This is a genomic window from Telluria sp. ZB4P37, from assembly GCF_059685855.1.
In genome coordinates this window covers 515,881-536,562 of sequence record NZ_JCASID010000002.1, presented here as the reverse complement: position 1 = coordinate 536,562, position 20,682 = coordinate 515,881, and the positions used below count along the sequence as shown (strand labels likewise).

The window sequence follows — 20,682 nt, the reverse complement described above, 5'->3', positions numbered from 1 at the left end:
AGTAATCAACCATGGCACTCGTATCGATGCGTCAACTGCTGGACCATGCCGCCGAACATGGCTACGGCCTGCCGGCATTTAACGTCAACAACCTGGAACAGGTGCAGGCCATCATGGCTGCCGCCGACGCGGTCAACGCCCCGGTGATCATGCAGGCCTCGGCCGGCGCCCGCAAATATGCAGGCGAAGCCTTCCTGCGCCACCTGATCGACGCCGCCGTCGAAGCCTACCCGCACATCCCGGTCGTCATGCACCAGGACCACGGCCAGTCGCCGGCGGTCTGCATGGCCGCGATCCGCTCGGGCTTCACCTCGGTGATGATGGACGGCTCACTCGAAGCCGACGGCAAGTCGGTTGCTTCCTACGAGTACAACGTCGAAGTCTCGCGCGAAGTGGTCAAGTTCGCGCACTCGATCGGCGTGACCGTCGAAGCCGAACTGGGCGTACTGGGTTCGCTCGAAACCATGATGGGCGACAAGGAAGACGGCCACGGCGCCGACGGCGCCATGACCCGCGAACAGCTGCTGACCGATGTGGCCCAGGCTGCCGACTTCGTGGCCAAGACCCAGTGCGACGCGCTGGCGATCGCCATCGGCACCTCGCACGGCGCCTACAAGTTCACCCGCAAGCCGACCGGCGACATCCTGGCGATCGACCGCATCAAGGAAATCCACCTGCGCATCCCGAACACCCACCTGGTGATGCACGGTTCGTCGTCGGTGCCGCAGGAACTGCTGGCGATCATCCGCGAATTCGGTGGCGACATGAAAGAGACCTATGGCGTGCCGGTCGAAGAGATCCAGGAAGGCATCAAGCATGGCGTCCGCAAGATCAACATCGACACCGACATCCGCCTGGCCATGACCGCTGCGATCCGCAAATACATGTTCCAGAACCCGGGCAAGTTCGACCCGCGCGACTACCTCAAGCCTGCACGCGAAGCCGCGACCGAGATCTGCAAGGCGCGCTACCTGTCGTTCGGCTGCGAAGGCATGGCTGCGAAAATCAAGCCTATGCCGCTGGAGAAGATGGCCGAGCGCTACAAGGCGGGCGAGCTGTCGCAGATCGTGCAGTAATTGTGCAGTCAGGCTGCGCAGCGAAATTCAGTATGCTGCGCGGCAGGATTCACGCAGTACGTTTCACCACCGTTCCTCATCAAGGTCATCCCGGCGAAGGCCGGGACCCAAGTTTCGCAGCGCGTCGCCAAGGCATCAGTAATCGGTACGCATGGAAAATTGGGCCCCCGCCTGCGCGGGGGTGACGGAGGGGGGCGCAGGTGGCCGAAAGCGAATTGACGTAAAATCACGCATTGGCACAGGCCCTCCGGCCTGATCCACTCGACCGGTGGTCCCCACCGGTTCCGTTTCCCTGATATCCCATCTATGAACAGCCTCTACCAATCCTCTATCCAGTCCCTGCCACTGCTCGGTCACGGCAAGGTACGCGACAACTACGCCGTCGGCGACGACAAGATCCTGATCGTCACCACCGACCGCCTGTCGGCCTTCGACGTGGTCATGAACGAGCCAATTCCCGGCAAGGGCATGGTGCTGAACCAGATGAGCGACTTCTGGTTCGGGAAGCTCGGCCACATCGTGCCGAACCACCTGACCGGCGTGGCGCCCGAGAGCGTGGTAGCTCCGGAAGAAGTGGCGCAGGTGCGCGGCCGCGCCGTCGTGGCCAAGCGCCTCAAGCCGATCATGGTCGAAGCCGTCGTGCGTGGCTACATCATCGGCTCGGGCTGGAAGGATTACCAGGCCAGCGGCGCGATCTGCGGCATCGAGCTGCCCGCCGGCCTGCGCCAGGCCGACAAGCTGCCGGAACCGATCTTCACGCCGGCCGCCAAGGCCGACCTGGGCGAGCATGACGAGAACATCTCGTTCGACGACATGGAGCAGCGCATCGGCAAGGAACTCGCCGCAAAAATGCGCGACGTCAGCATCAAGCTCTACACCGCCGCTTCGGAATACGCAGCGACCAAGGGCATCATCATCGCCGATACCAAGTTCGAATTCGGCCTGGACGACAACGGCGTCATGCACCTGATGGACGAAGTGCTGACCGCCGACTCGTCGCGCTTCTGGCCGCTTGAGTCGTACGCGCCGGGCATGTCGCCGCCTAGTTTCGACAAGCAGTTCGTGCGCGACTACCTGGAAACCCTGAGCGACTGGAACAAGACCGCGCCCGCCCCAAGCTTGCCGCAGGACGTCATCGACAAGACCCAGGCCAAGTATTTCGAAGCGATCGAACGCCTGACCGGCGAAAAGCTGAAGGCTTGACGATGACCGACCAAGCAAAGCCAGTTGTCGGCGTCATCATGGGTTCCTCGTCCGACTGGGACGTGATGCAGCATGCCGTCGCCATCCTGAAGCAGTTCAATGTGCCCTTCGAGGCGCAGGTGATCTCGGCGCACCGCATGCCGGACGAGATGTTCACGTACGCGGAAACCGCGCGCGAACGCGGCCTGCGCGCGATCATCGCCGGGGCAGGGGGCGCCGCCCACCTGCCGGGCATGGTAGCCGCCAAGACCATCGTGCCGGTACTGGGCGTGCCGGTCCCGTCGAAATACCTGCGCGGCGAGGATTCGCTGCTGTCGATCGTGCAGATGCCCAAAGGCGTGCCGGTGGCGACCTTCGCCATCGGCGAAGCCGGCGCCGCCAACGCCGCCTTGACCGCAGTGGCGATGCTTGCCGCAAACGACGACGCGCTGGCCCAGGCCCTGCTGGCCTTCCGCCTCGAGCAGACCGCGGCCGCCCAGGCTATGGTTCTTCCTGCTTGACCAATGGCTAAAGTGACCGATCCGGCAATGGCAGTGCCATTGCTCCCCAGCGCCCAACCGTCGGCCTGGCTCGGCGTGATGGGCGGCGGCCAGCTCGGCCGCATGTTCGCCCACGCCGCACAAAGCATGGGCTTCAAGGTCGCCGTGCTCGAACCGGGCCGGGACTGCCCGGCAGGGCAGGTTGCCGAACGCTTGATTCCCGGCGCCTATACCGATGCAGGCGCTCTCGGCGAACTGGCAGCGGCCTGCGTGGCCATCACCACCGAATTCGAGAACGTCCCGGCCGACAGCATGGCCTGGCTGGGCGAGCGCAGCTTCGTCGCACCCAGCGCCTCCTGCGTGTCGATCGCCCAGGACCGCATCGCGGAAAAACGCTTCTTCGTTGACTGCGCGCCGACCTCCGGCGTGATGCCGGCGCCGCACAAGACCATTGCCTCGCATGCCGACATCGACGATATCAAGGACGAGCTGCTGCCGGGCATCCTCAAGACCGTGCGCATGGGCTATGACGGCAAGGGCCAGGTGCGGGTGGGTTCGCGCGAGGACGTGCGCGCCGCGTTCGATGCCATGCAGGGCGTGACCTGCCTGCTGGAGAAGATGCTGCCGCTGGCCTACGAAGTGTCGGTGCTGACCGCGCGCGGCGCGGACGGCACCTCGGTGGTCTATCCGATCGCCGAGAACGTGCACCGCGACGGCATCCTGTTCACCACCACCGTGCCGGGCCCGAACGTGTCCGAGGCCTGCGCGAAGCAGGCGCAGGATGCAGCGCGCGCCATCGTGGCCCAACTGGGTTATGTGGGCGTGCTGTGCATCGAGTTCTTCGTACTGACCGATGGCAGCCTGGTCGTCAACGAGATGGCGCCACGCCCGCACAACAGCGGCCACTACACGATGGACGCCTGCATCACCAGCCAGTTCGCGCAGCAGGTGCGCGCGATGGCGCGCCTGCCGCTGGGCGAGGTGCGCCAGCATTCGCCCGCCGTGATGCTCAACATCCTGGGCGACGTCTGGTTCGACGAAGGGAGCGACACGCCACGCGAGCCGGCCTGGGACCGCGTGCTGGCGCTGCCGGGCGCCAACCTGCACCTGTACGGCAAGGACGACCCGCGCCGGGCGCGCAAGATGGGCCACGTCACCTTCGTTGCGCCGACGCTGGCGCAGGCGCAGGCCAGCCTGCTCGATGCCTGCGCCATCCTCGGTATCGCGCAATGACGATGGACGCTATCGACCACGCCGCCATCGATGCCGCGGCGCGCGCGCTGGAGCAAGGTAGGCTCGTCGCCTTCCCGACCGAGACCGTGTACGGCCTCGGCGCGGATGCCGAGAACCCGGCGGCCGTCGCCGCCATCTACGCCGCCAAGGGCCGCCCGCAAGACCACCCGGTGATCGTCCACCTGGCGCCCGATGCGCCGCTCGACTACTGGGCCACCGAGATTCCGCAGGAAGCGCATGCGCTGGCGGAGGCCTTCTGGCCCGGACCCCTGACGATGATCCTCAAGCGCGCGCCGGGCATCCCGGCAGCCGTCAGCGGCGGCCAGGACACGGTTGGCCTGCGCTGCCCCTCGCACCCGGTGGCGATCGCGCTGCTGCGCGCGTTCAAGGGTGGCCGCGGCGGCGTGGCCGCGCCCTCGGCCAACAAGTTCGGCGCGGTGAGCCCGACCCTGGCCCAGCACGTGCGCGATGAATTCGGCCTGGATGGTTCGGTCGCCATGGTGCTCGATGGCGGCGCCTCGCAAGTGGGCATCGAATCGACCATCGTCGATTTGTCGCGCCTGGCCACGCATGGGCCGGTGCTGCTGCGTCCGGGCTACATCAGCGCCGACGCGATCGCCGCCGTGATCGACCGCGTGCCGAGCGCACCCGACGCCGCGGCGCCGCGCGCTTCGGGCACCCTGGAATCGCATTACGCGCCGCACACGCCGGTGGCGATGCAGGACAGCGCCACGCTGCGCCAGACGCTGGCGCAACTCGCGCAGGCGGGGCGCAAGGTCGCGCTGATCCATTACTCGGACATGCCATCGACCCATGCTGCGCTGCGCCTGCCGGCCACGCCCGATGGCTTCGCGCACGCGCTCTACGCCGCGCTGCGTGCGATGGATGGCGATGGCGCAGACGTGATCCTGGTCGAGGCGCCGCCGCAAGGCGGCGACTGGCACGGCGTCAACGACCGCCTGCGCCGCGCAGCCCACGGCTCGACCGGCATCGTGCACGGCCTGCTGAACGACGCCGCCTTCAGCGCACCGTCCGCCTGAACCCGCGAACCCGGCGGAGCGCCTGTCTGTACGGGCGTTCTGCCAATTCGCTTCGTTCAAAAACCCTTCTGCCCAGCAATTTTCCGGAGCTATAATCGGCTCCCGATGCGTTCGCCACTTGTCGTCAGGAACTGACGAAGAGGCAACAATTTCTATACAAGAAAGTTGAACGCTGGCATATTATTATTGATACGAATAGTACGGCCGTTCGTTTCAATAAAAACTTCCCTATCAGGAGACAAAATGCGTCAAACCAAACTCGCGCTCGCACTGTTGACGGCGGCCGTACTGGCTGCTTGCGGCGGAACCAGTCCAAGCGGCGGTGAACAGATCCAGAAACTCACGTTCACCCAGCAGGTGTCGTTCGGCGACAGCCTGTCGGACGTGGGCACCTATGCCGTGGGCGCGGTCAAGACCGCCGGCGGCGGCAAGTTCACCATCAACGGTGATGGCACGGCCAAGAATCCTGAACTGACCGGCAAGATCTGGGTTGACTACCTGGCAGCGGAACTGAAACTGCCGGCGCCCTGCGCGGCCCAGACCGGCCTGGTCGGCAATGCCGCCCAGGGCTTCTCGGTTCCGGTGGTCCAGAACCTGAGCTGCTTCAACTACGCCCAGGGCGGTTCGCGCGTGACCAACCCGGTCGGCCCGGGCAACCCGGCCACCGGTTCGCCGATCGGCGAGACCACCGTGCCGCTGGTGACCCAGGTCGCCAACCACCTGTCCCGCAACGGCAACAAGTTCAGCGGCACCGAACTGGTCACCCTGCTGTCGGGCGGTAACGACGTGCTGATGCAGCTCGCTACCCTGTCGGCTTCCGCCACCGCTGCAGGCAACGCTGCCGGCGCGCAAACCTTCGCCACCTCGCTGACCATGCAACTGGCTGCCGGCGCGACCAACCCGCAGAGCGCCGCCCAGGCGATCGGCGTGGCGATCGCCACCGAAAACGCCCGTCCGGGCAAGACCGACCAGAGCGTCGTCCAGGCTGCCGTGATGGCCGCCGCGACCCAGCCGGGCAATGCCGCCGTGGGACAGCCGGCCGTGTATGGCCCGATGGTCGCCAAGGCCCAGGCCGACGCGACGGCTGCCGGCACCAAGGCAGGCAACGACTATGCTGCCGCCAACGGTCCGAAGCTGGTTGCCGAACTGGGCGCCGCCGGCGCGCAGATGGCTGCACTGGTGAAGAACGAAGTCGTGGGCAAGGGCGCCAAGTATGTCGTGGTCGCCAACCTGCCGGACGTGGCCAGCACCCCGGCCGCCAAGTCGAAGCCTGCCGACATCCAGGCCTTGACCGCCGCCATGGTCAACGCCTTTAACACCCAGCTCAAGTCCGGCCTGGGCACCGACGACCGCATCCTGTACGTCGACCTTTACACCGTCAGCAATGACCAGGTGAAGAACCCGGCGCCTTACGGCCTGACCAACACGACGACCCCGGCCTGCGGCGCGAACGCACTGGGCACCACTTCCCTGATCTGCACGAACGCCAATACGGTGGCGGGCGACGTCAGCCACTACATGTTCGCCGACGACATCCATCCGACGCCGTTCGAGAACAACCTGGTGGCGCGCTTCGTCCTCAAGGAAATGGCCGTCAAGGGCTGGCTGTAAAGACTGCGCGGGCCCGTCCGGAGGGCGGGCCTCACCACCAGAATCAGGAGAAAACAAGAATGAAAAACCAATTCAGCAGCGTCGTCAAAGCGCTGGCAGTAGCTGCCGCGCTGGCCTGTGCCTCGACGGCATCGGCCCAGTCGGCCGGCCAGTTTACCGCCAAGCTCGGGCTCAACCAGATCACCCCGAAGGTCAGGAGCGGCGACATCAGCGCGCCGGCCCTGCCTGGCACCAAGGCCGATGTCGGCAGCGACATCCAGCCGGTGTTGAGCTTCGCCTATGGCGTGACCGACAACATCTCGCTCGAAACCTGCCTGGGCACGCCCTACAGGCACAAGATCTACGGCGCCGGTGCGATTGCCGGCACTGGCCAACTGGGTTCGGTCGAAGTGCTGCCTCCGACCCTGTTCGCGCAATATCACTTCTTCGCACCGACCGCGACCTTCCGTCCCTTCGTCGGCATCGGCGCCACCTACGCCTACTTCATGAAGGAACGCGGTTCGGCCAGAATGACTGCGGTGACCAACCCGGGCCGCGGTGTGCCGACGACCTTCAGCATCGACAACAAGTTCACCTACACCTTGCAGGCCGGCGTGTCGATGAACATTAGCGAGAAGTGGTTCGCCGACATCAACGTCAACAAAGGCCGCCTGCGCACGGACGTGCACTTCTCGACCGGCCAGAAGCAGCACATGGAGCTCGATCCGGTGGCGGTGATGCTGGCTGTGGGTTACAAGTTCTAAGAGGCGTTCGCTTCGTCCGATGGCCCGCCGCGTGCGGGCCTTTTTCAAGGCGCGAGCTGGCCCACCAGGATCAGCGAGACCGGCTTGCCCGACTGCGGATGCACCGGTTCGCGCATCTCGCGCAGACGCAGGCCGTGGCGTTCGAACAGCGCGATCCAGCTCGAGAGCGTGCGAAAATACCAGGGCGGGGCGTCCTGGAAGTCGCTGCTGAAACCCGCCCAGCTGCCTGTGCGCCAGCCGTCGACATAGGGCGCATCGCCGCAGGCCATGAGCGGATGCACGGTCTGCACGACCATGAGCCCGCCCGGGCGCAGGTAGAGTGGTGCGGCCCGGAACAGGCCGTCGACCGCCTCGTTCCCGATCAGCGAAAAATTGCAGACGGCGAGATCGGCCGACAAAGCCAGCTTGCCCCGGGCGATCTCTTCGTAGCTCAGGCAGCGGAAGTCGCCTTGCGCATCCGTGGCGCGGGCTGCGTCCACCAGGCCTTCAATCGCATCGACGCCAACCATCTTCACTTCCGGCAGGGCGCGCACCAGCCAGCCTTCGCCGCAGCCCAGATCGACGGCGGTGTGCGGCGCATACGCCCGCACCGTGTCGACGATGGCCCCGTTGGTGACCAGCACCCGGGTTTCGATGTCGCCGTTGCGCACGGCGGCCACCCAGGGGTCGGTATTGCGGGACCAGGAGTCGATGATGCTGGTATCAAGTTGGTTGGACATGGGGCCTCTCGGGTTGCAGGTAAAAGGGGGTGTTTGGTCTGGCTGCCATCGCGACTATACTCTCGCCTGACAGATCGGATCGCAGAAAGCACAGCACCAATGGTAAGAGAAAAACGTCCCGCGCCGCGCCTGCCGCCGCTGCCCCTGGCTGCGCCCGCCACTCCGGAGGAAGCCGCCGCCAGGAAGGCCGCGCGCGAGCAGAAGGATGCCCAGGTCCGCGGCGTCGCCTCGATCGATGAGATGCGCGAGGAGATCAAGCGCGTCGCGCGCAGCCTGCCCGTGCTGACCGAGATCCCGCGCGTCAAGCGCCTGGACGCCGCGGCCTTCCGCGCGCGCGCCATGCAGGGCCTGCCTTTCATCATGACCGGGGTAGTGGACCGCTGGCCGCTGCTGTCGCTGACGCCCGCCGACCTGCGCGAACGCTACAGCCACCTGCGGGTGCGCGCCCGCGTGGGCGACTACATCAACACCGCCTTCCATCCCGACCGCGCGATGCAGGACATGTCGCTCGGCGAGTACCTCGACCTCGTCCCGGGCACGAACGAGCTGCCGCCCTATGTCGGCAACCTGGAATTGCGCGAACTGAACCGCATGTGCCACTGGCCCGCGTATTTCGGCAAGATGGGACCGCCGCGCTTCTGGATGGGCCCCGAGCGCACCATGACGCCGTTGCATTGCGACTACGACGACAACATCTTCGCGCAGATCTGGGGCACCAAGCGGATCTTCCTGGCGCCGCCGCATCACGACGCCTTCCTGTACCCCAGCGAAGCCAATGCCATCCTGTTCGGCTCCCCGGTCGACCCGGAGGCGCCGGATTTCGAGCGCTTTCCATTGGCGCGCCAGGCGGCGCTGGTCGAATGCATCATCAAGCCGGGCGAGATGCTCTACGTGCCGGCCGGCTGGTACCACCAGGTGCGGGCGCTGAGTTTTTCGCTGTCGTCGAATCGCTGGGCGCGGGGCCTGCCGCTTGCGCTGCTCGGCGCCTAGTGCACGTTGCGTGCATACTGCGCGAAATGCTCGGCGCTGATCGCGTGCTGGTACAGGAAGCCCTGGTAGATGAAGCAGCCGGCGTCCGACAGGAATTGCCGCTGTCCCGGCGTCTCGACGCCTTCTGCTATCACCTGTAGCCCGAGGCTGTCGCCCAGCGCGATGATCGAGCGCACGATCGAGGCGTCGTTCTGGTCGGTGAGCACGTCGCGCATGAAGGACTGGTCGATCTTGAGCTGGTCCAGCGGCAGCTTGCGCAGGTAGGCCAGCGACGAGTAGCCGGTGCCGAAGTCGTCCAGCGAGAAGCTGATGCCGCGCTGCTTGAGCATGCCCATCGTGTGCGCGGTCTGGGTGAAGTCTCTCACCACCAGGCTTTCGGTCAGTTCCAGCTTGAGGCTGGACGGCTGCACGCCGGTCTGCTCGAAGATCTCGCTCAGCATCGGCACGAAGTCCGGCTCGGTGAACTGGCCGGCGCTGACATTCACCGACAGTGTGAGCCCGGCGGTGTCGGGGAAGCGCTGCCAGCGCGCCAGCTCGGCGCAGGCGGTGCGCAGCACCCAGCGGCCGATCTCGATGATCATCCCGCTTTCCTCGGCGGCGTGGATGAACTCCGCCGGATACAGCAGGCGGCCGTCCGGCAGGCGCCAGCGCAGCAGCGCTTCGGCGCCGATCACGCGGCTGCTGCGGTCGAGCTGGGGCTGGTAGTGCAGCACGAATTCGTTGTCGCGCAGCGCGCGCCGCATGCCGTTTTCCAGCTCGGCGCGCGCCGACCATGCGGCCTGCACCGCCGGGTCGTGGAAGCGGTAGGTGTTGCGCCCGCAGGCCTTGGCCTGGTACATCGCGGCGTCGGCCTGGCGCAGCGTCGACTCCACCGTGTCCACGGTGCCGCACATGGTCGCCACGCCGACGCTGACCGACACCGAATACATCATCTCGGCCAGCTGGAAGGGCGCTGCCATCGCGGCCACCACCTTGGCGGCCACCGTCTCGGCCTGGGCCGCCGCGCCCTCGCGCGTGTCCTCGACCGGCTGGATCAGGATCACGAATTCGTCGCCGCCCAGGCGCGCCACCATGTCTGCTTCGCGCACGCAGTGCTCGAGGCGGCGCGCAACGGCCTGCAGCAGCAGGTCGCCGGCCGCGTGGCCCTGCGAATCGTTGAGGTATTTGAAGTTGTCGAGGTCGCAGAACATCAGGGCGCCGCACTTGCGCGTGCGCGCGCTGCCCAGCAGGGCGCGGCGCAGGTGGTCGAGCAGGCTGGCGCGGTTGGGCAGATCGGTAAGGGCATCAAAAAAGGCGAGGCGGTAGATCTTCGCTTCGTTGTGCTTGCGTTCGCTGATATCGGTGCTGATGACAAGGATCTTCTGCTGGGCCCCGAATGCCAGGTCGGCGCCCAGCAGCGTCCAGCGCGTGTCGGTCTCGATGCACAGGCCATCGCGCCGCATGTGGGAGAGTTCGCCTGACCATTCGCCTGTGGCAAGCGTTGTCTCGTAGGCGGCGTGGTAGGCCGGCAGGTTCTCGCACAGCAGCTCGCTAAACTTCTTGCCGCGCGCTTCGGCGGCGCTCCAGCCATACAGACGCTCGGCGCCGCTGTTCCAGTAGGAGATGCGCGAATTCATGTCCATGGCAACGATGGCGTCGCGCGCACGCTGCAGGTAAGACGCCTGTTCGTGCACCAGCATGTCAGCGTTGCGCAGGCGGGTGTAGTCGAACAACAAGCCTTCCAGCACGTGACCCTGCTTCTGTCGCACGGCCGACCCCTGTTCGCACACCCATTTCAGGTCGCCGTTAGCGCAGCGGATGCGGTAGGTCAGCTGGAATTCACCGCCATCTTGTATGGCGACAGCGATGCCGCGTTCCACGCCATGGCGGTCTTCGGGAACGATAATGTTAGCGTAGGAAAGCCCGGGGCGGGCCATAAAGGCGGCGGCGGGGTAACCGGTAAGCCGTTCGATTCCATCGCTGACGAATTCCATCGTCCAGTCACTATCGTTCAGGCAACGGTAGGCCGCACCTGGCAGATTGCGGAGCAGCAGCTCAAGGGATAACGCAGGAGCGTCTTCCATGGCTTGCGAATGCGGTCCATCGAGAGCGCTCATCGGGCCTCGCGAAGTGGTCGTTGAAACGTCTAGTTATATGAAACTGGTAACTATCGTACCGCAAACAAGAGCAGTATTGACAGCAATCGAGTGAAATCCGTAAATAACTTGTTGTAATGAAGTCAGAATGACCGAATGTGGCAAGGCCGCCAGCTGTTGCTGGAGGCACAAGGGCTCACAACGCGGAAGTCAGAAAGCGGCGATGCCGGTCTGGGCACGGCCGAGGATCAGCGCGTGGATGTCGTGGGTGCCTTCGTAGGTGTTGACCACTTCGAGGTTGACCATGTGGCGCACGATGCCGAATTCGTCCGAAATACCGTTGCCGCCGAGCATGTCACGGGCGACGCGGGCGATGTCGAGCGACTTGCCGCAGGAATTGCGCTTCATGATCGAGGTGATCTCGACGGCGGCCGTTCCTTCGTCCTTCATGCGGCCCAGGCGCAGGCAGCCCTGCAGGCCGAGGGTGATCTCGGTCTGCATGTCGGCCAGTTTCTTCTGCACCAGCTGGTTGGCAGCGAGCGGCTTGCCGAACTGGTGGCGATCCAGCACGTACTGGCGCGCGGTGTGCCAGCAGTCTTCGGCCGCGCCCAACGCGCCCCAGGCGATGCCGTAGCGCGCCGAATTCAGACAGGTGAACGGGCCCTTCAGTCCGCGCACGTCCGGGAAGGCATTCTCTTCCGGGCAGAACACGTTGTCCATCACGATTTCGCCGGTGATCGAGGCGCGCAGGCCGAACTTGCCGTGGATGGCCGGGGCGCTCAAGCCCTGCATGCCCTTGTCGAGCACGAAGCCGCGGATCGCGCCTTCATCGTCCTTGGCCCAGACCACGAACACGTCGGCGACCGGCGAATTGGTGATCCACATCTTGGAGCCGGTCAGGCTATAGCCGCCGTCCACCTTGCGCGCGCGGGTGACCATCGAGCCCGGGTCGGAGCCGTGGTTCGGCTCGGTCAGGCCGAAGCAGCCGATCCATTCGCCGGTGGCCAGTTTCGGCAGGTATTTCTGTTTCGTGGCTTCGTTGCCGAATTCAAAAATCGGGACCATCACCAGCGAGGATTGCACGCTCATCATCGAGCGGTAGCCGGAGTCGACGCGTTCGACTTCGCGCGCGATCAGGCCGTAGGCGACGTAGTTCATGCCGGGGCCGCCGTACTGCTCGGGAATGGTGGGCCCGAGCAGGCCGAGTTCGCCCATTTCACGGAAGATCGAGGTGTCCATGCGCTCGTGGCGGAAGGCCTCGAGGATGCGCGGCTTGAGCTTGTCCTGGCAATAGGCGGCGGCGGCGTCGCGCACCATGCGTTCTTCGTCGGTCAGCTGGCTGTTCAGCAGCAGCGGGTCATCCCAATGGAAGGCGGCTTTGCGGGGCGAATCGGAACGGTTCATGGATCATCCTGTCTCGGTAAGTTCTTGGTCGAATCTTGTACGTATCGAATACGAATCTTGCAAATAAGGCGCGCGCGGACATGGCCACGGGTTGCGCACAGTCTGGCCATTATAGGGAAGGACGCGCCGCTGCATCTTTTGAAATGGCGACAACGATTTTCATTTTTGGCCGGGACGCATAGGCCGGGACGCGTAGTCCGGGCGGGAAGGGCTGCGCCCGGCAGGAACTCAGCGCTGCGGTGTGGCGCCGAAGCGCCCGCCGTGGAACAGCAGGGCCGGCTGGGGATGGACGGCGCATTGCTCGACTTCGCCCACGAAGATGACGTGGTCGCCCTCGGGATAGCGGCTGCGGTTATGGCATTCGAACCAGGCCGAGACGCCCTTCAGGATCGGCTGGCCGGTGCGCGAGAGCTCGTAGTCGACGCCCTCGAAGGGGTTGTCGGTGCGGCGCGAAAAGCGCATCGCCAATTCTTCTTGCCCGGCAGCGAGGATGTTGATGACGTAGTGCGAATTGCCGCTGAAGATGGGCAGGCTGTTGGCGCCGGCGCCCAGGCTCCACAGGACGAGCGGAGGTTCGAGCGAGACCGAGTTGAAGGAACTGGCGGTCAGGCCACGGAATGTACCGTCGGCAAGGCGCGTGGTGATGACGGTGACACCGGTGGCGAACTGCGACAGCGCATGGCGGAAATGCGCCGAATCGAAACCGCGCGATGCGGCGTGGGGGGCACGTGTATTCATTGGAACCTTGAAGGATGGCGTCATTATGCCATTGTCGGGCGCCATGCCGGTTCCGTATTCCTGCTGCACTGCAGAGGGAGCGGGTTTGCGTTACATTAAGGGGTATCAAAACTGACGAACCAAGGTGTGTGATGAGCGAGCAAACAGCAACCGAAGTGGCCATCCTGGGGGGCGGATGCTTCTGGTGCCTGGAGGCGGTGTACCTGGAAGCGCGCGGCGTGACCCAAGTCGAATCGGGCTATATGGGCGGGCACGTGGTCAACCCGAGCTACGAGCAGGTGTGCGCGGCCACCACCGGCCATGCCGAGGTGGTGCGGGTGGAATTCGACCCCAGCGTGATCTCGTACCGCGATATTCTCGAGGTGTTCTTCACCATCCACGATCCGACCACCCAGGACCGCCAGGGCAATGACGTCGGGCCGCAGTACCGTTCAGTGATTTTTACCACTTCGCCCGAGCAGGAAGCCATGGCGCGCAAGGTGATGGCCGAGATGGCCTCGGTGTGGGATGCGCCGATCGTCACGCAGTTGCTGCCGCAGGAGACCTGGTACAGGGCCGAGGACTATCACCAGAATTATTTCGCGCAGCACCCGCTGCAGGGATATTGCGCGTTCGTGGTGGCGCCGAAGGTGGCGAAGTTTCGGAAGACGTTTACTGATCGCCTCAAGTAAGGTGGCGGGTGCTTCGCGTGGACATCGTACTCTACGGAGCCCACTGTTCTAACGTCACGGATACATGTATTTCCGCGACCACGGCATCTGCCCCGGATCCCCACCCGCCTTCCCGCACACGATCTGGTACAGGCTGATCCTGTCATGCGCGAATGCATACGCGCAGCCGGCCAGGTACAAATGCCAGATCCGGAAACGCTTCTCGTCGGTCAGCGTCCGGATATGCTCGGCATTGCTCTCGAAATTATCGGTCCAGAGCGCGCAGGTTTTCGCGTAATGGCGCCGCAAATTTTCCACGTCGCGCACTTCCAGTCCGCCTTCCTGCATGGCGTGCACCACGGTGGACAGGTGCGCCAGTTCGCCGTCCGGGAAGACGTATTCGTCGATGAAATTGCCCCCGCCATACGGCGTGGCGCCGTTGTCGGTGTTGGTGGTGGTGATCCCGTGGTTCATGACGACGCCGCCCGGCGCCAATAATTTGTCCACTTGTAAAAAATAGGCGGCCAGCTGCGCCACGCCGACGTGCTCGAACATGCCGACGCTGGTGATGCGGTCGAACTGTCCGGCCACGTCGCGGTAGTCTTGCAGTCGGATGTCAACCTGGCCCCGCAGCCCGGCCTGCGCCACCCGTTCGCGCGCCAGCGCCGCCTGGTTTTCCGACAGCGTGACACCCACGCAGCGCGCGCCGAACTGCTGGGCCGCGCGCAGCACCAGCGCGCCCCAGCCGCAGCCGATGTCGAGCAAAGCCTGGCCCGGCTGCAGGTCGATCTTGCGCAGGATGTGGTCGATCTTCTTTTGCTGGGCCGTGGCCAGGTCTTCGTCGCCGTTCTCGAAATAGGCGCAGGAATACACCATGCCGGGATCGAGCCAGGCGCTGTAGAAATCGTTGGAGACGTCGTAGTGGTAGCGGATGGCTTCGGCGTCTTTTTCGCGCGTGTGCGGCGCACGGTGGAAGCCGAGGCGCAGCGCGTCGGCGAAGCGGTTGCTTGTTCCGGCCAGGTTGGCGGCCAGCGTGTTGCCGACGCTGATGATGTCGGCGGCGCGCCCCTTGATCTCGATGGCGCCTTCGACATAAGCCCGCCCCAGGCTGTAGAGCGAGGGCGAGCGCAGGTAGCGCAGGGCGGAGCGATCGGGCACGCGGATGGTCACGCGCGGAGCGGCGGCTCCCGGAGCGGCGGCTCCCGGCCCCTCGGAAGAAAACTCGAGTTGCCGGCCGTCCCACAGTTCGACCCGCAAGGGCAGGGACAGCTTGTCACGCAGGCCTGCACTCCAGGCCGACAACATCATCTGTTCGAACACGATTACCTCCGGCGTTAACAGCCGGAGTGCAGTGTTGCGCCACGCCCGGCCCTACGAGCGTGTGAAAAATTCCTCCATGGCTGCCTTGCATTCGTCCCGCCGTACTGGCGTACTGTCTTCGACGATGCGCCTTGCCCTGGAGTTTTTTCACAAGCCCTACGGTTGCAAACGCAGGCGCGTCCAGCTGCCGTCTTCCTGCCGCTCGTAGACGATGCGGTCGTGGAAGCGGGAGCGGCGTCCCTGCCAGAACTCCAGGCGCTCGGGCACGAGGCGGAAGCCGCCCCAGTTGTCCGGTCGTGCCGGATCCTCGCCAGCCTGCCGCGCGGTGGCGTCAAAGTTGGCTTCGAGCTCGGCGCGGCTGCCGATGGGAGCGCTCTGTTGCGAGGCGATGGCCGACAGGCGGCTTTTCAGTGGCCGGCTGCGGAAATACCGGTCGCTTTCCTCAGTGGACGTGCGCTCCACGCGTCCTTCAATGCGAACCTGGCGTTCGAGTTCACTCCAAAAGAATAGCAAGGCTGCTTGTGGATTATTTTGCAACTCCTCAGACTTTCGGCTGTTATAGTTTGTATACCAGGTGAAGCCGCGCTCATCGAATTGCTTGACCAACACAATGCGCGAGCTCGGCCGGCCGTCCGCGCCCACGGTGGCCACCGACATCGCGTTCGGCTCGTTCACCTCGGCACGCAAAGCCTGCTCGAACCACTGCGTGAACTGCAGCATCGGGTCGTCCATCACCTCGGTTTCATTCAGGCTGGTCTGGCCATAATCCTTGCGCAGGTCGGCGACCGCCTGCCCGACGTCCGGCACGGCATCCTGCACTCCGCCAATGCCGCGGCGCGCCTGCATCGCCTTGCCCAGTTGCGCCATCTGTTCCGGACTGAACAGGCGCATCGCCATCGGCGCCATCGTGCTTTCCTCACGGTCCATGTGCGAGCAATAGCGCTGGCTGAAGCGCTGCACCGCACTGGCCGACAGCACGCTTGACCTGCCTTCGGCAATCGCCACCAGCTGCTCGTGCAAGTCCTGCCACAGCGCGTCCATGTCCTTGTGATCCTGCAGGATCACCGGCGCCAGCGCCTGCAGCGTGGCGGCATCGTCGCCTTGCGCCACGGCGCGCAGCATCGGGATCAGGTCCTGCTCCTCGTCCTCGTGGTGCAGGTGCGCCGCCTTGTCGAAATATTTCAGGACCGCTGCCGCCGCCTGGCGCGCCTGCTCGTCGGCGCCGAATTCGGGCAGGTGGGCCAGCAGCTTGTCGAGGGTTGCAAGCTGCTTGCGGATGCGTCCGTGGCAATGCTTGAGGACGGCGATCGGCTGGTCGAAATCGGGAGCGGTTTCGTGGAGGAGTTGGGTCATGGGGCGTTTTGTTAACAGGCGAGGATAATTTGATTGACGAGAAGTTATTTTAGTGCAGATGCGAAACGATCGTCCGTTAAAATGGCGGGATGACCCTGATCGACACCCCCACTATTGCAGCTACCCTGGACGACGAAGTCGACTTCGCACGCCGCTTCGGCGGGATTGCGCGCCTCTACGGCGAGCGTGCACTCGAACGCTTCCGTGCGGCGCACGTTTGCGTGATCGGCGTCGGCGGCGTCGGCTCCTGGATCGTCGAGGCATTGGCGCGCAGCGCGGTCGGCCACCTCACGCTGATCGACCTCGATAACGTGGCCGAATCGAACATCAACCGCCAGCTGCAGGCCCTTACGTCGACCATCGGCATGGCGAAGATCGAAGCGCTCAAGGAACGTATCGCGCAGATCAACCCGTTCTGCAAGGTCACGCTGGTCGAGGATTTCATCGACCCGGCGAATATCGAGGCGATGGTGGCGGGCAAAGGTTTCGACTACGTGGTCGATGCCATCGACGGCGTCAAGTCCAAGGCGGCCCTGATCGCCTGGTGCAGCGCCAACCGGATGCCGCTGATTGTCATCGGCGGCGCCGGCGGCCAGATCGATCCGACGAAAATCGAAGTGCGCGACCTGGGACGCACCGAGCAGGAGCCGCTGCTGAAAAAGGTGCGCAAGCTGCTGCGTTCACAGTACGGTTTCGCCCGCGGCGAGAAGAACAAGTACCACATCGACGCGGTGTTCTCGATGGAGCCGCTGCGTTATCCGGACAGCGGCGACGCCTGCGCGGTCGACCCCAACGGCGTCACCGGCCTGAACTGCGCCGGCTTCGGCTCGAGCATGGTGGTCACGGCGACCTTCGGGATGGTGGCTGCCGGGCACTTGTTGCGCAAGCTGGCCGACGCGGCCAATGCCGAGCCGCTTGAGGGCGCCCAACCGGAAACTGTGCAAGCGGAAGAGGCCTTGCTATCATAGGATCAGTTAATGATCTTTTGATTGGAAGAGCCACCATGATTCGTCGCACCCTCTTGTCCGCCCTGATGCTGGTCGCCACCGTCGCCAGCGCCCAGGACACCACCGCCCAGGACGCCTCCAAGCCGACCACCCAGCCTGCGCCCGAGCAGCAAACCGTGCCGCAGGCGAGCCAGCCGCAGGCGACCCCACAGGCCGCACCGACCCTGCCGCCGCTGCCGACCCCGCAGGTCGAGATCATCGACCGCGTCGTCGGCAAGGGCAAGGAAGCCACGCTGGGCAGCAATGTCGTCGTCAACTACACCGGCTGGTTCCACAAGCCGCTGGCGCCGAAGCAGCGCGGCCGCAAGTTCGATTCCTCGCTCGACGCCGGCCGCGAGCCGCTCGAGTTCCAACTGGGCGCGGGCCGTGTCATCAAGGGCTGGGAGCAGGGCGTGGCGGGCATGAAGGTGGGCGGCAAGCGCACCCTGATCATCCCGAGCGCACTGGCCTACGGCAAGCGCGGCGCCGGCGGCGGCGAGATCCCGCCCGACGCCGACCTGATCTTCGACGTGGAACTGCTCAACGTTAAGTAAGTCTAATCACATCAAACGGGAGAATGGCATGCGAATCGCGAACGATGTCACTGAGCTGATCGGCAACACTCCCTTGGTCCGGATCCGCAGGCTGGCGCAGGGCGCCGGCGCGGACATCCTTGGCAAGCTCGAATACCATAATCCCGCCCACAGCGTGAAAGACCGCATCGGCCTGGCCATGATCGAGGCCGCCGAACAGGCCGGGCTGATCAAGCCCGACACCGTCATCGTCGAACCCACCAGCGGCAACACCGGCATCGCGCTCGCGATGGTGTGCGCCGCGCGCGGCTACCGCTGCAAGCTGGTGATGCCCGAGACCATGAGCAGCGAGCGGCGCATGCTGCTGCGCGCCTATGGCGCCGAGCTGGTGCTCACGCCGGGCAGCGAAGGCATGCTGGGCGCGATCCGCCGCGCGGAAGAGCTGGTGGCGTCCCATCCCACTTATTTCATGCCGCAGCAGTTCAACAATCCGGCCAACCCGGAAATCCACCGCAAGACCACCGCCGAGGAAATCTGGCGTGATACCGACGGCAAGGTCGATATCCTCGTGGCCGGCGTGGGCACCGGCGGCACCATCACCGGCGTGAGCGAGATCATCAAGTCACGCAAACCCGGCTTCCAGGCGATCGCCGTCGAGCCGGAGGCCTCGCCCATGCTCTCGAAGGGCAGCAAGGGCCCGCACCCGATCCAGGGCATCGGCGCCGGCTTCGTGCCGCAGGTGCTCAATACCCACGCCTACGATGAAGTCATCACCGTGAAGAACGAGGATGCCTTCGAGACGGCGCGTGCCGCCGCGCGCGAGGAAGGCCTGCTGGTGGGGATTTCATCGGGCGCAGCCCTGTGGGCGGCGATCCAGGTGGCGCGCCGGCCCGAGAACGCGGGCAAGCTGATCGTGACGATCATTCCGTCGTTTGGGGAGCGGTATTTGAGTACGGCGCTGTATGCGAATCTGGCGGGGTGATTGCGCGCCTTAGTTTAACGCGACGAACTTCGGCCCCGGCCTTCGCCGGGGCGACGTGCTGGAGGTGCGGGCCAAGAGCATAATTATCTTCTCTCGCTAACCTAAAGACCGTCATCCCGGCGAAGGCCGGGATCCAATTCCGTCGCACCGCGTTAGCGAAAACCGCAGTCAGTGCGCATGCGCAGGTTCATCATCATGACGATGATGCTCATGCCCCTCCAGCGCGCAATCATGATGCGTCGTGCCTTCCTCCACTTGCAGCGTGCAGTGATGGATGCCGAAGTCCTGCCTTAAGCTGGCCACCATCTCGTCGAGCACCCGGTCGCCCGGATACCCGCCCGGCATCACCACGTGCGCGGTCAACGCATTCTCGGTGGTGCTCATGGCCCAGATGTGCAGGTCGTGCACTTCCTTCACGCCCGGCTGGGTGGCCAGGTAGCCGCGCACCGCGCCCGCGTCCACGCCGGGCGGCACGGCGGCCATCGACAGCTGCACCGATTCGCGCAGCAGCGACCAGGTGCCCAGCACGATCACCACCACGATCACCAGGCTCACCGCCGGGTCGATCCAGGTCCAGTTGGTAGCGAGGATCACCAGGCCCGAGATCACCACGCCCAGCGACAGCGCCGCGTCGGCCGCCATGTGCAGGTAGGCCCCGCGCAGGTTCAGGTCGCCCTTGCTGCCGGCCAGGAACAGCCAGGCCGAGAAGCCGTTGATGAGGACTCCGATCGCCGCGACCACGGTGACTGTCATGCCCTCGACCGGCGCCGGGTTGGCGAAGCGCTGCACGGCTTCCCAGGCGATGGCGCCGCAGGCCACCATCAGCAGCAGGCCATTGCCCAGCGCCGCCAGGATCGACGAGCCGCGCAGGCCGTAGGTATAGCGGCCATGCGGCGCGCTTTTCGCCAGCACCGCCGCGCCCCAGGCCAGCACCAGGCCCAGCACGTCCGACAGGTTGTGGCCGGCGTCCGCCATCAGGGCGGTGGAGTGGGCGATGAAGCCGTAGACGAATTCGATGACGACGAACAGCGCATTGACGCCGATCGCCAGCGCAAAGGCGCGCCCGTTGCCGGCCGGGTCGGGCATGTGGTGATGATGGTGTCCGAAGCCGTGCGCGTGGCCGTGGTCGTGGTGATCGTGATCATGATCGTGGTGGTCGTGTTTGTGGTCGCTCATGCGTCCAATCCGGTGGCTGGTTCGGCGATATGCTCGAACATGTTGGCGAGCAGGCTGCTGATGTGGGCATCGGCGGCCGAGTAGAAGACCTGCTTGCCTTGGCGCTCGGCCTTGACGATGCGGGCCGCGCGCAGCAGGCGCAGGTGGTGGCTGACCAGCGAACTGGACAGCTCGAGCGAAGCGGCGATCTCGCCCACCGCGGTCGGCTGGGCCAGGCAGGCCAGCACGATACGCAGGCGGGTGGCGTCGCCGAGCAGGTGGAACAGGTCCGCCAGCTCCTCGACGGCGCCGGCCGCGAGTTCGAAATCCGTGTGGTGGATCATAGGTGAGATTTGTTCAACATGTGAATAGCTGTTCACATGTTAGGCTAA

Annotated in this window: 20 protein-coding genes; 12 read left to right on the top strand and 8 right to left on the bottom strand. The window is 65.0% G+C overall.

Annotated elements, in window-relative coordinates:
- The first annotated feature begins 11 nt into the window (after nt 1-11).
- From fba to AC56K1_RS06735, 7 genes are all read left to right on the top strand, one after another.
- Nucleotides 12-1,076 carry a class II fructose-bisphosphate aldolase gene (fba, locus tag AC56K1_RS06765; RefSeq protein WP_497157072.1) on the top strand — a complete coding sequence of 355 codons (1,065 nt, stop codon included), beginning with the start codon at nt 12-14 and terminating at the stop codon, nt 1,074-1,076.
- A 306-nt stretch (nt 1,077-1,382) separates the two neighbouring features.
- Nucleotides 1,383-2,279 (top strand): phosphoribosylaminoimidazolesuccinocarboxamide synthase, encoded by an 897-nt coding sequence (locus AC56K1_RS06760; RefSeq protein ID WP_497157071.1) that lies wholly within the window; start codon nt 1,383-1,385, stop codon nt 2,277-2,279.
- 2 nt (nt 2,280-2,281) lie between these two features.
- Nucleotides 2,282-2,779, top strand: a complete 498-nt coding sequence (gene purE, locus AC56K1_RS06755; RefSeq protein ID WP_497157070.1) for a 5-(carboxyamino)imidazole ribonucleotide mutase — start codon at nt 2,282-2,284, stop codon at nt 2,777-2,779.
- 27 nt (nt 2,780-2,806) lie between these two features.
- Nucleotides 2,807-3,991, top strand: coding sequence for a 5-(carboxyamino)imidazole ribonucleotide synthase (locus AC56K1_RS06750; protein ID WP_497157069.1), 1,185 nt, complete (start codon nt 2,807-2,809; stop codon nt 3,989-3,991).
- Nucleotides 3,988-5,031, top strand: coding sequence for an L-threonylcarbamoyladenylate synthase (locus tag AC56K1_RS06745; protein WP_497157068.1), 1,044 nt, complete (start codon nt 3,988-3,990; stop codon nt 5,029-5,031). Before AC56K1_RS06750 ends, AC56K1_RS06745 begins: the two co-directional genes overlap by 4 nt.
- Before the next feature lie 243 nt (nt 5,032-5,274).
- Entirely contained in the window at nt 5,275-6,642 is a 1,368-nt protein-coding gene (locus AC56K1_RS06740; RefSeq protein ID WP_497157067.1) for an SGNH/GDSL hydrolase family protein, read from the top strand.
- A 59-nt stretch (nt 6,643-6,701) separates the two neighbouring features.
- Nucleotides 6,702-7,385 (top strand): OmpW/AlkL family protein, encoded by a 684-nt coding sequence (locus AC56K1_RS06735; protein ID WP_497157066.1) that lies wholly within the window; start codon nt 6,702-6,704, stop codon nt 7,383-7,385.
- Nucleotides 7,386-7,429: 44 nt separating this feature from the next.
- Here AC56K1_RS06735 and AC56K1_RS06730 read toward each other — a convergent pair whose 3' ends face one another.
- Nucleotides 7,430-8,104 carry a class I SAM-dependent methyltransferase gene (locus tag AC56K1_RS06730; protein ID WP_497157065.1) on the bottom strand — a complete coding sequence of 225 codons (675 nt, stop codon included), beginning with the start codon at nt 8,102-8,104 and terminating at the stop codon, nt 7,430-7,432.
- Between the two features lie 99 nt (nt 8,105-8,203).
- Between AC56K1_RS06730 and AC56K1_RS06725 the strand changes: the two genes are divergently transcribed.
- Nucleotides 8,204-9,094 (top strand): cupin-like domain-containing protein, encoded by an 891-nt coding sequence (locus AC56K1_RS06725; protein WP_497157064.1) that lies wholly within the window; start codon nt 8,204-8,206, stop codon nt 9,092-9,094.
- On the opposite strand, the gene AC56K1_RS06720 is transcribed toward AC56K1_RS06725, so the two are convergent.
- The 3 genes from AC56K1_RS06720 to AC56K1_RS06710 form a co-directional block, all read right to left on the bottom strand.
- Complete coding sequence (locus tag AC56K1_RS06720) at nt 9,091-11,010, bottom strand: putative bifunctional diguanylate cyclase/phosphodiesterase (protein ID WP_497157182.1); 1,920 nt, start codon at nt 11,008-11,010, stop codon at nt 9,091-9,093. The two genes, AC56K1_RS06725 and AC56K1_RS06720, sit on opposite strands and share 4 nt — an antisense overlap.
- A gap of 369 nt (nt 11,011-11,379) precedes the next feature.
- Nucleotides 11,380-12,573, bottom strand: a complete 1,194-nt coding sequence (locus AC56K1_RS06715) for an acyl-CoA dehydrogenase (RefSeq protein ID WP_497126845.1) — start codon at nt 12,571-12,573, stop codon at nt 11,380-11,382.
- Between the two features lie 228 nt (nt 12,574-12,801).
- Nucleotides 12,802-13,311, bottom strand: a complete 510-nt coding sequence (locus AC56K1_RS06710) for a flavin reductase family protein (RefSeq protein ID WP_497157063.1) — start codon at nt 13,309-13,311, stop codon at nt 12,802-12,804.
- Nucleotides 13,312-13,442: 131 nt separating this feature from the next.
- Here AC56K1_RS06710 and msrA point away from each other — a divergent pair, with 131 nt between their 5' ends.
- Entirely contained in the window at nt 13,443-13,982 is a 540-nt protein-coding gene (msrA, locus tag AC56K1_RS06705; RefSeq protein ID WP_497157062.1) for a peptide-methionine (S)-S-oxide reductase MsrA, read from the top strand.
- Between the two features lie 54 nt (nt 13,983-14,036).
- Here the strand turns inward: msrA and AC56K1_RS06700 are convergent, their stop codons facing one another.
- Nucleotides 14,037-15,281, bottom strand: coding sequence for a class I SAM-dependent methyltransferase (locus AC56K1_RS06700; RefSeq protein ID WP_497157061.1), 1,245 nt, complete (start codon nt 15,279-15,281; stop codon nt 14,037-14,039).
- Nucleotides 15,282-15,437: 156 nt separating this feature from the next.
- A complete protein-coding gene (gene pdxH, locus AC56K1_RS06695) occupies nt 15,438-16,634 on the bottom strand; it encodes a pyridoxamine 5'-phosphate oxidase (protein WP_497157060.1) in 1,197 nt (398 codons plus the stop codon).
- 89 nt (nt 16,635-16,723) lie between these two features.
- Between pdxH and tcdA the strand changes: the two genes are divergently transcribed.
- From tcdA to cysK, 3 genes are read left to right on the top strand one after another with little or no spacing between them, the layout of a single operon-like run.
- A complete protein-coding gene (gene tcdA / locus AC56K1_RS06690) occupies nt 16,724-17,602 on the top strand; it encodes a tRNA cyclic N6-threonylcarbamoyladenosine(37) synthase TcdA (RefSeq protein WP_497157059.1) in 879 nt (292 codons plus the stop codon).
- Nucleotides 17,603-17,637: 35 nt separating this feature from the next.
- Nucleotides 17,638-18,174, top strand: coding sequence for an FKBP-type peptidyl-prolyl cis-trans isomerase (locus AC56K1_RS06685; RefSeq protein WP_497157058.1), 537 nt, complete (start codon nt 17,638-17,640; stop codon nt 18,172-18,174).
- 28 nt (nt 18,175-18,202) lie between these two features.
- Nucleotides 18,203-19,135 carry a cysteine synthase A gene (gene cysK / locus AC56K1_RS06680; protein ID WP_497157057.1) on the top strand — a complete coding sequence of 311 codons (933 nt, stop codon included), beginning with the start codon at nt 18,203-18,205 and terminating at the stop codon, nt 19,133-19,135.
- 168 nt (nt 19,136-19,303) lie between these two features.
- On the opposite strand, the gene AC56K1_RS06675 is transcribed toward cysK, so the two are convergent.
- Both AC56K1_RS06675 and AC56K1_RS06670 read right to left on the bottom strand, forming a co-directional pair.
- On the bottom strand, nt 19,304-20,311 hold the full coding sequence (locus AC56K1_RS06675; protein ID WP_497157056.1) for a cation diffusion facilitator family transporter: 1,008 nt from the start codon (nt 20,309-20,311) through the stop codon (nt 19,304-19,306).
- On the bottom strand, nt 20,308-20,634 hold the full coding sequence (locus tag AC56K1_RS06670; RefSeq protein WP_497157055.1) for an ArsR/SmtB family transcription factor: 327 nt from the start codon (nt 20,632-20,634) through the stop codon (nt 20,308-20,310). Before AC56K1_RS06670 ends, AC56K1_RS06675 begins: the two co-directional genes overlap by 4 nt.
- Between the last annotated feature and the right edge of the window lie 48 nt (nt 20,635-20,682).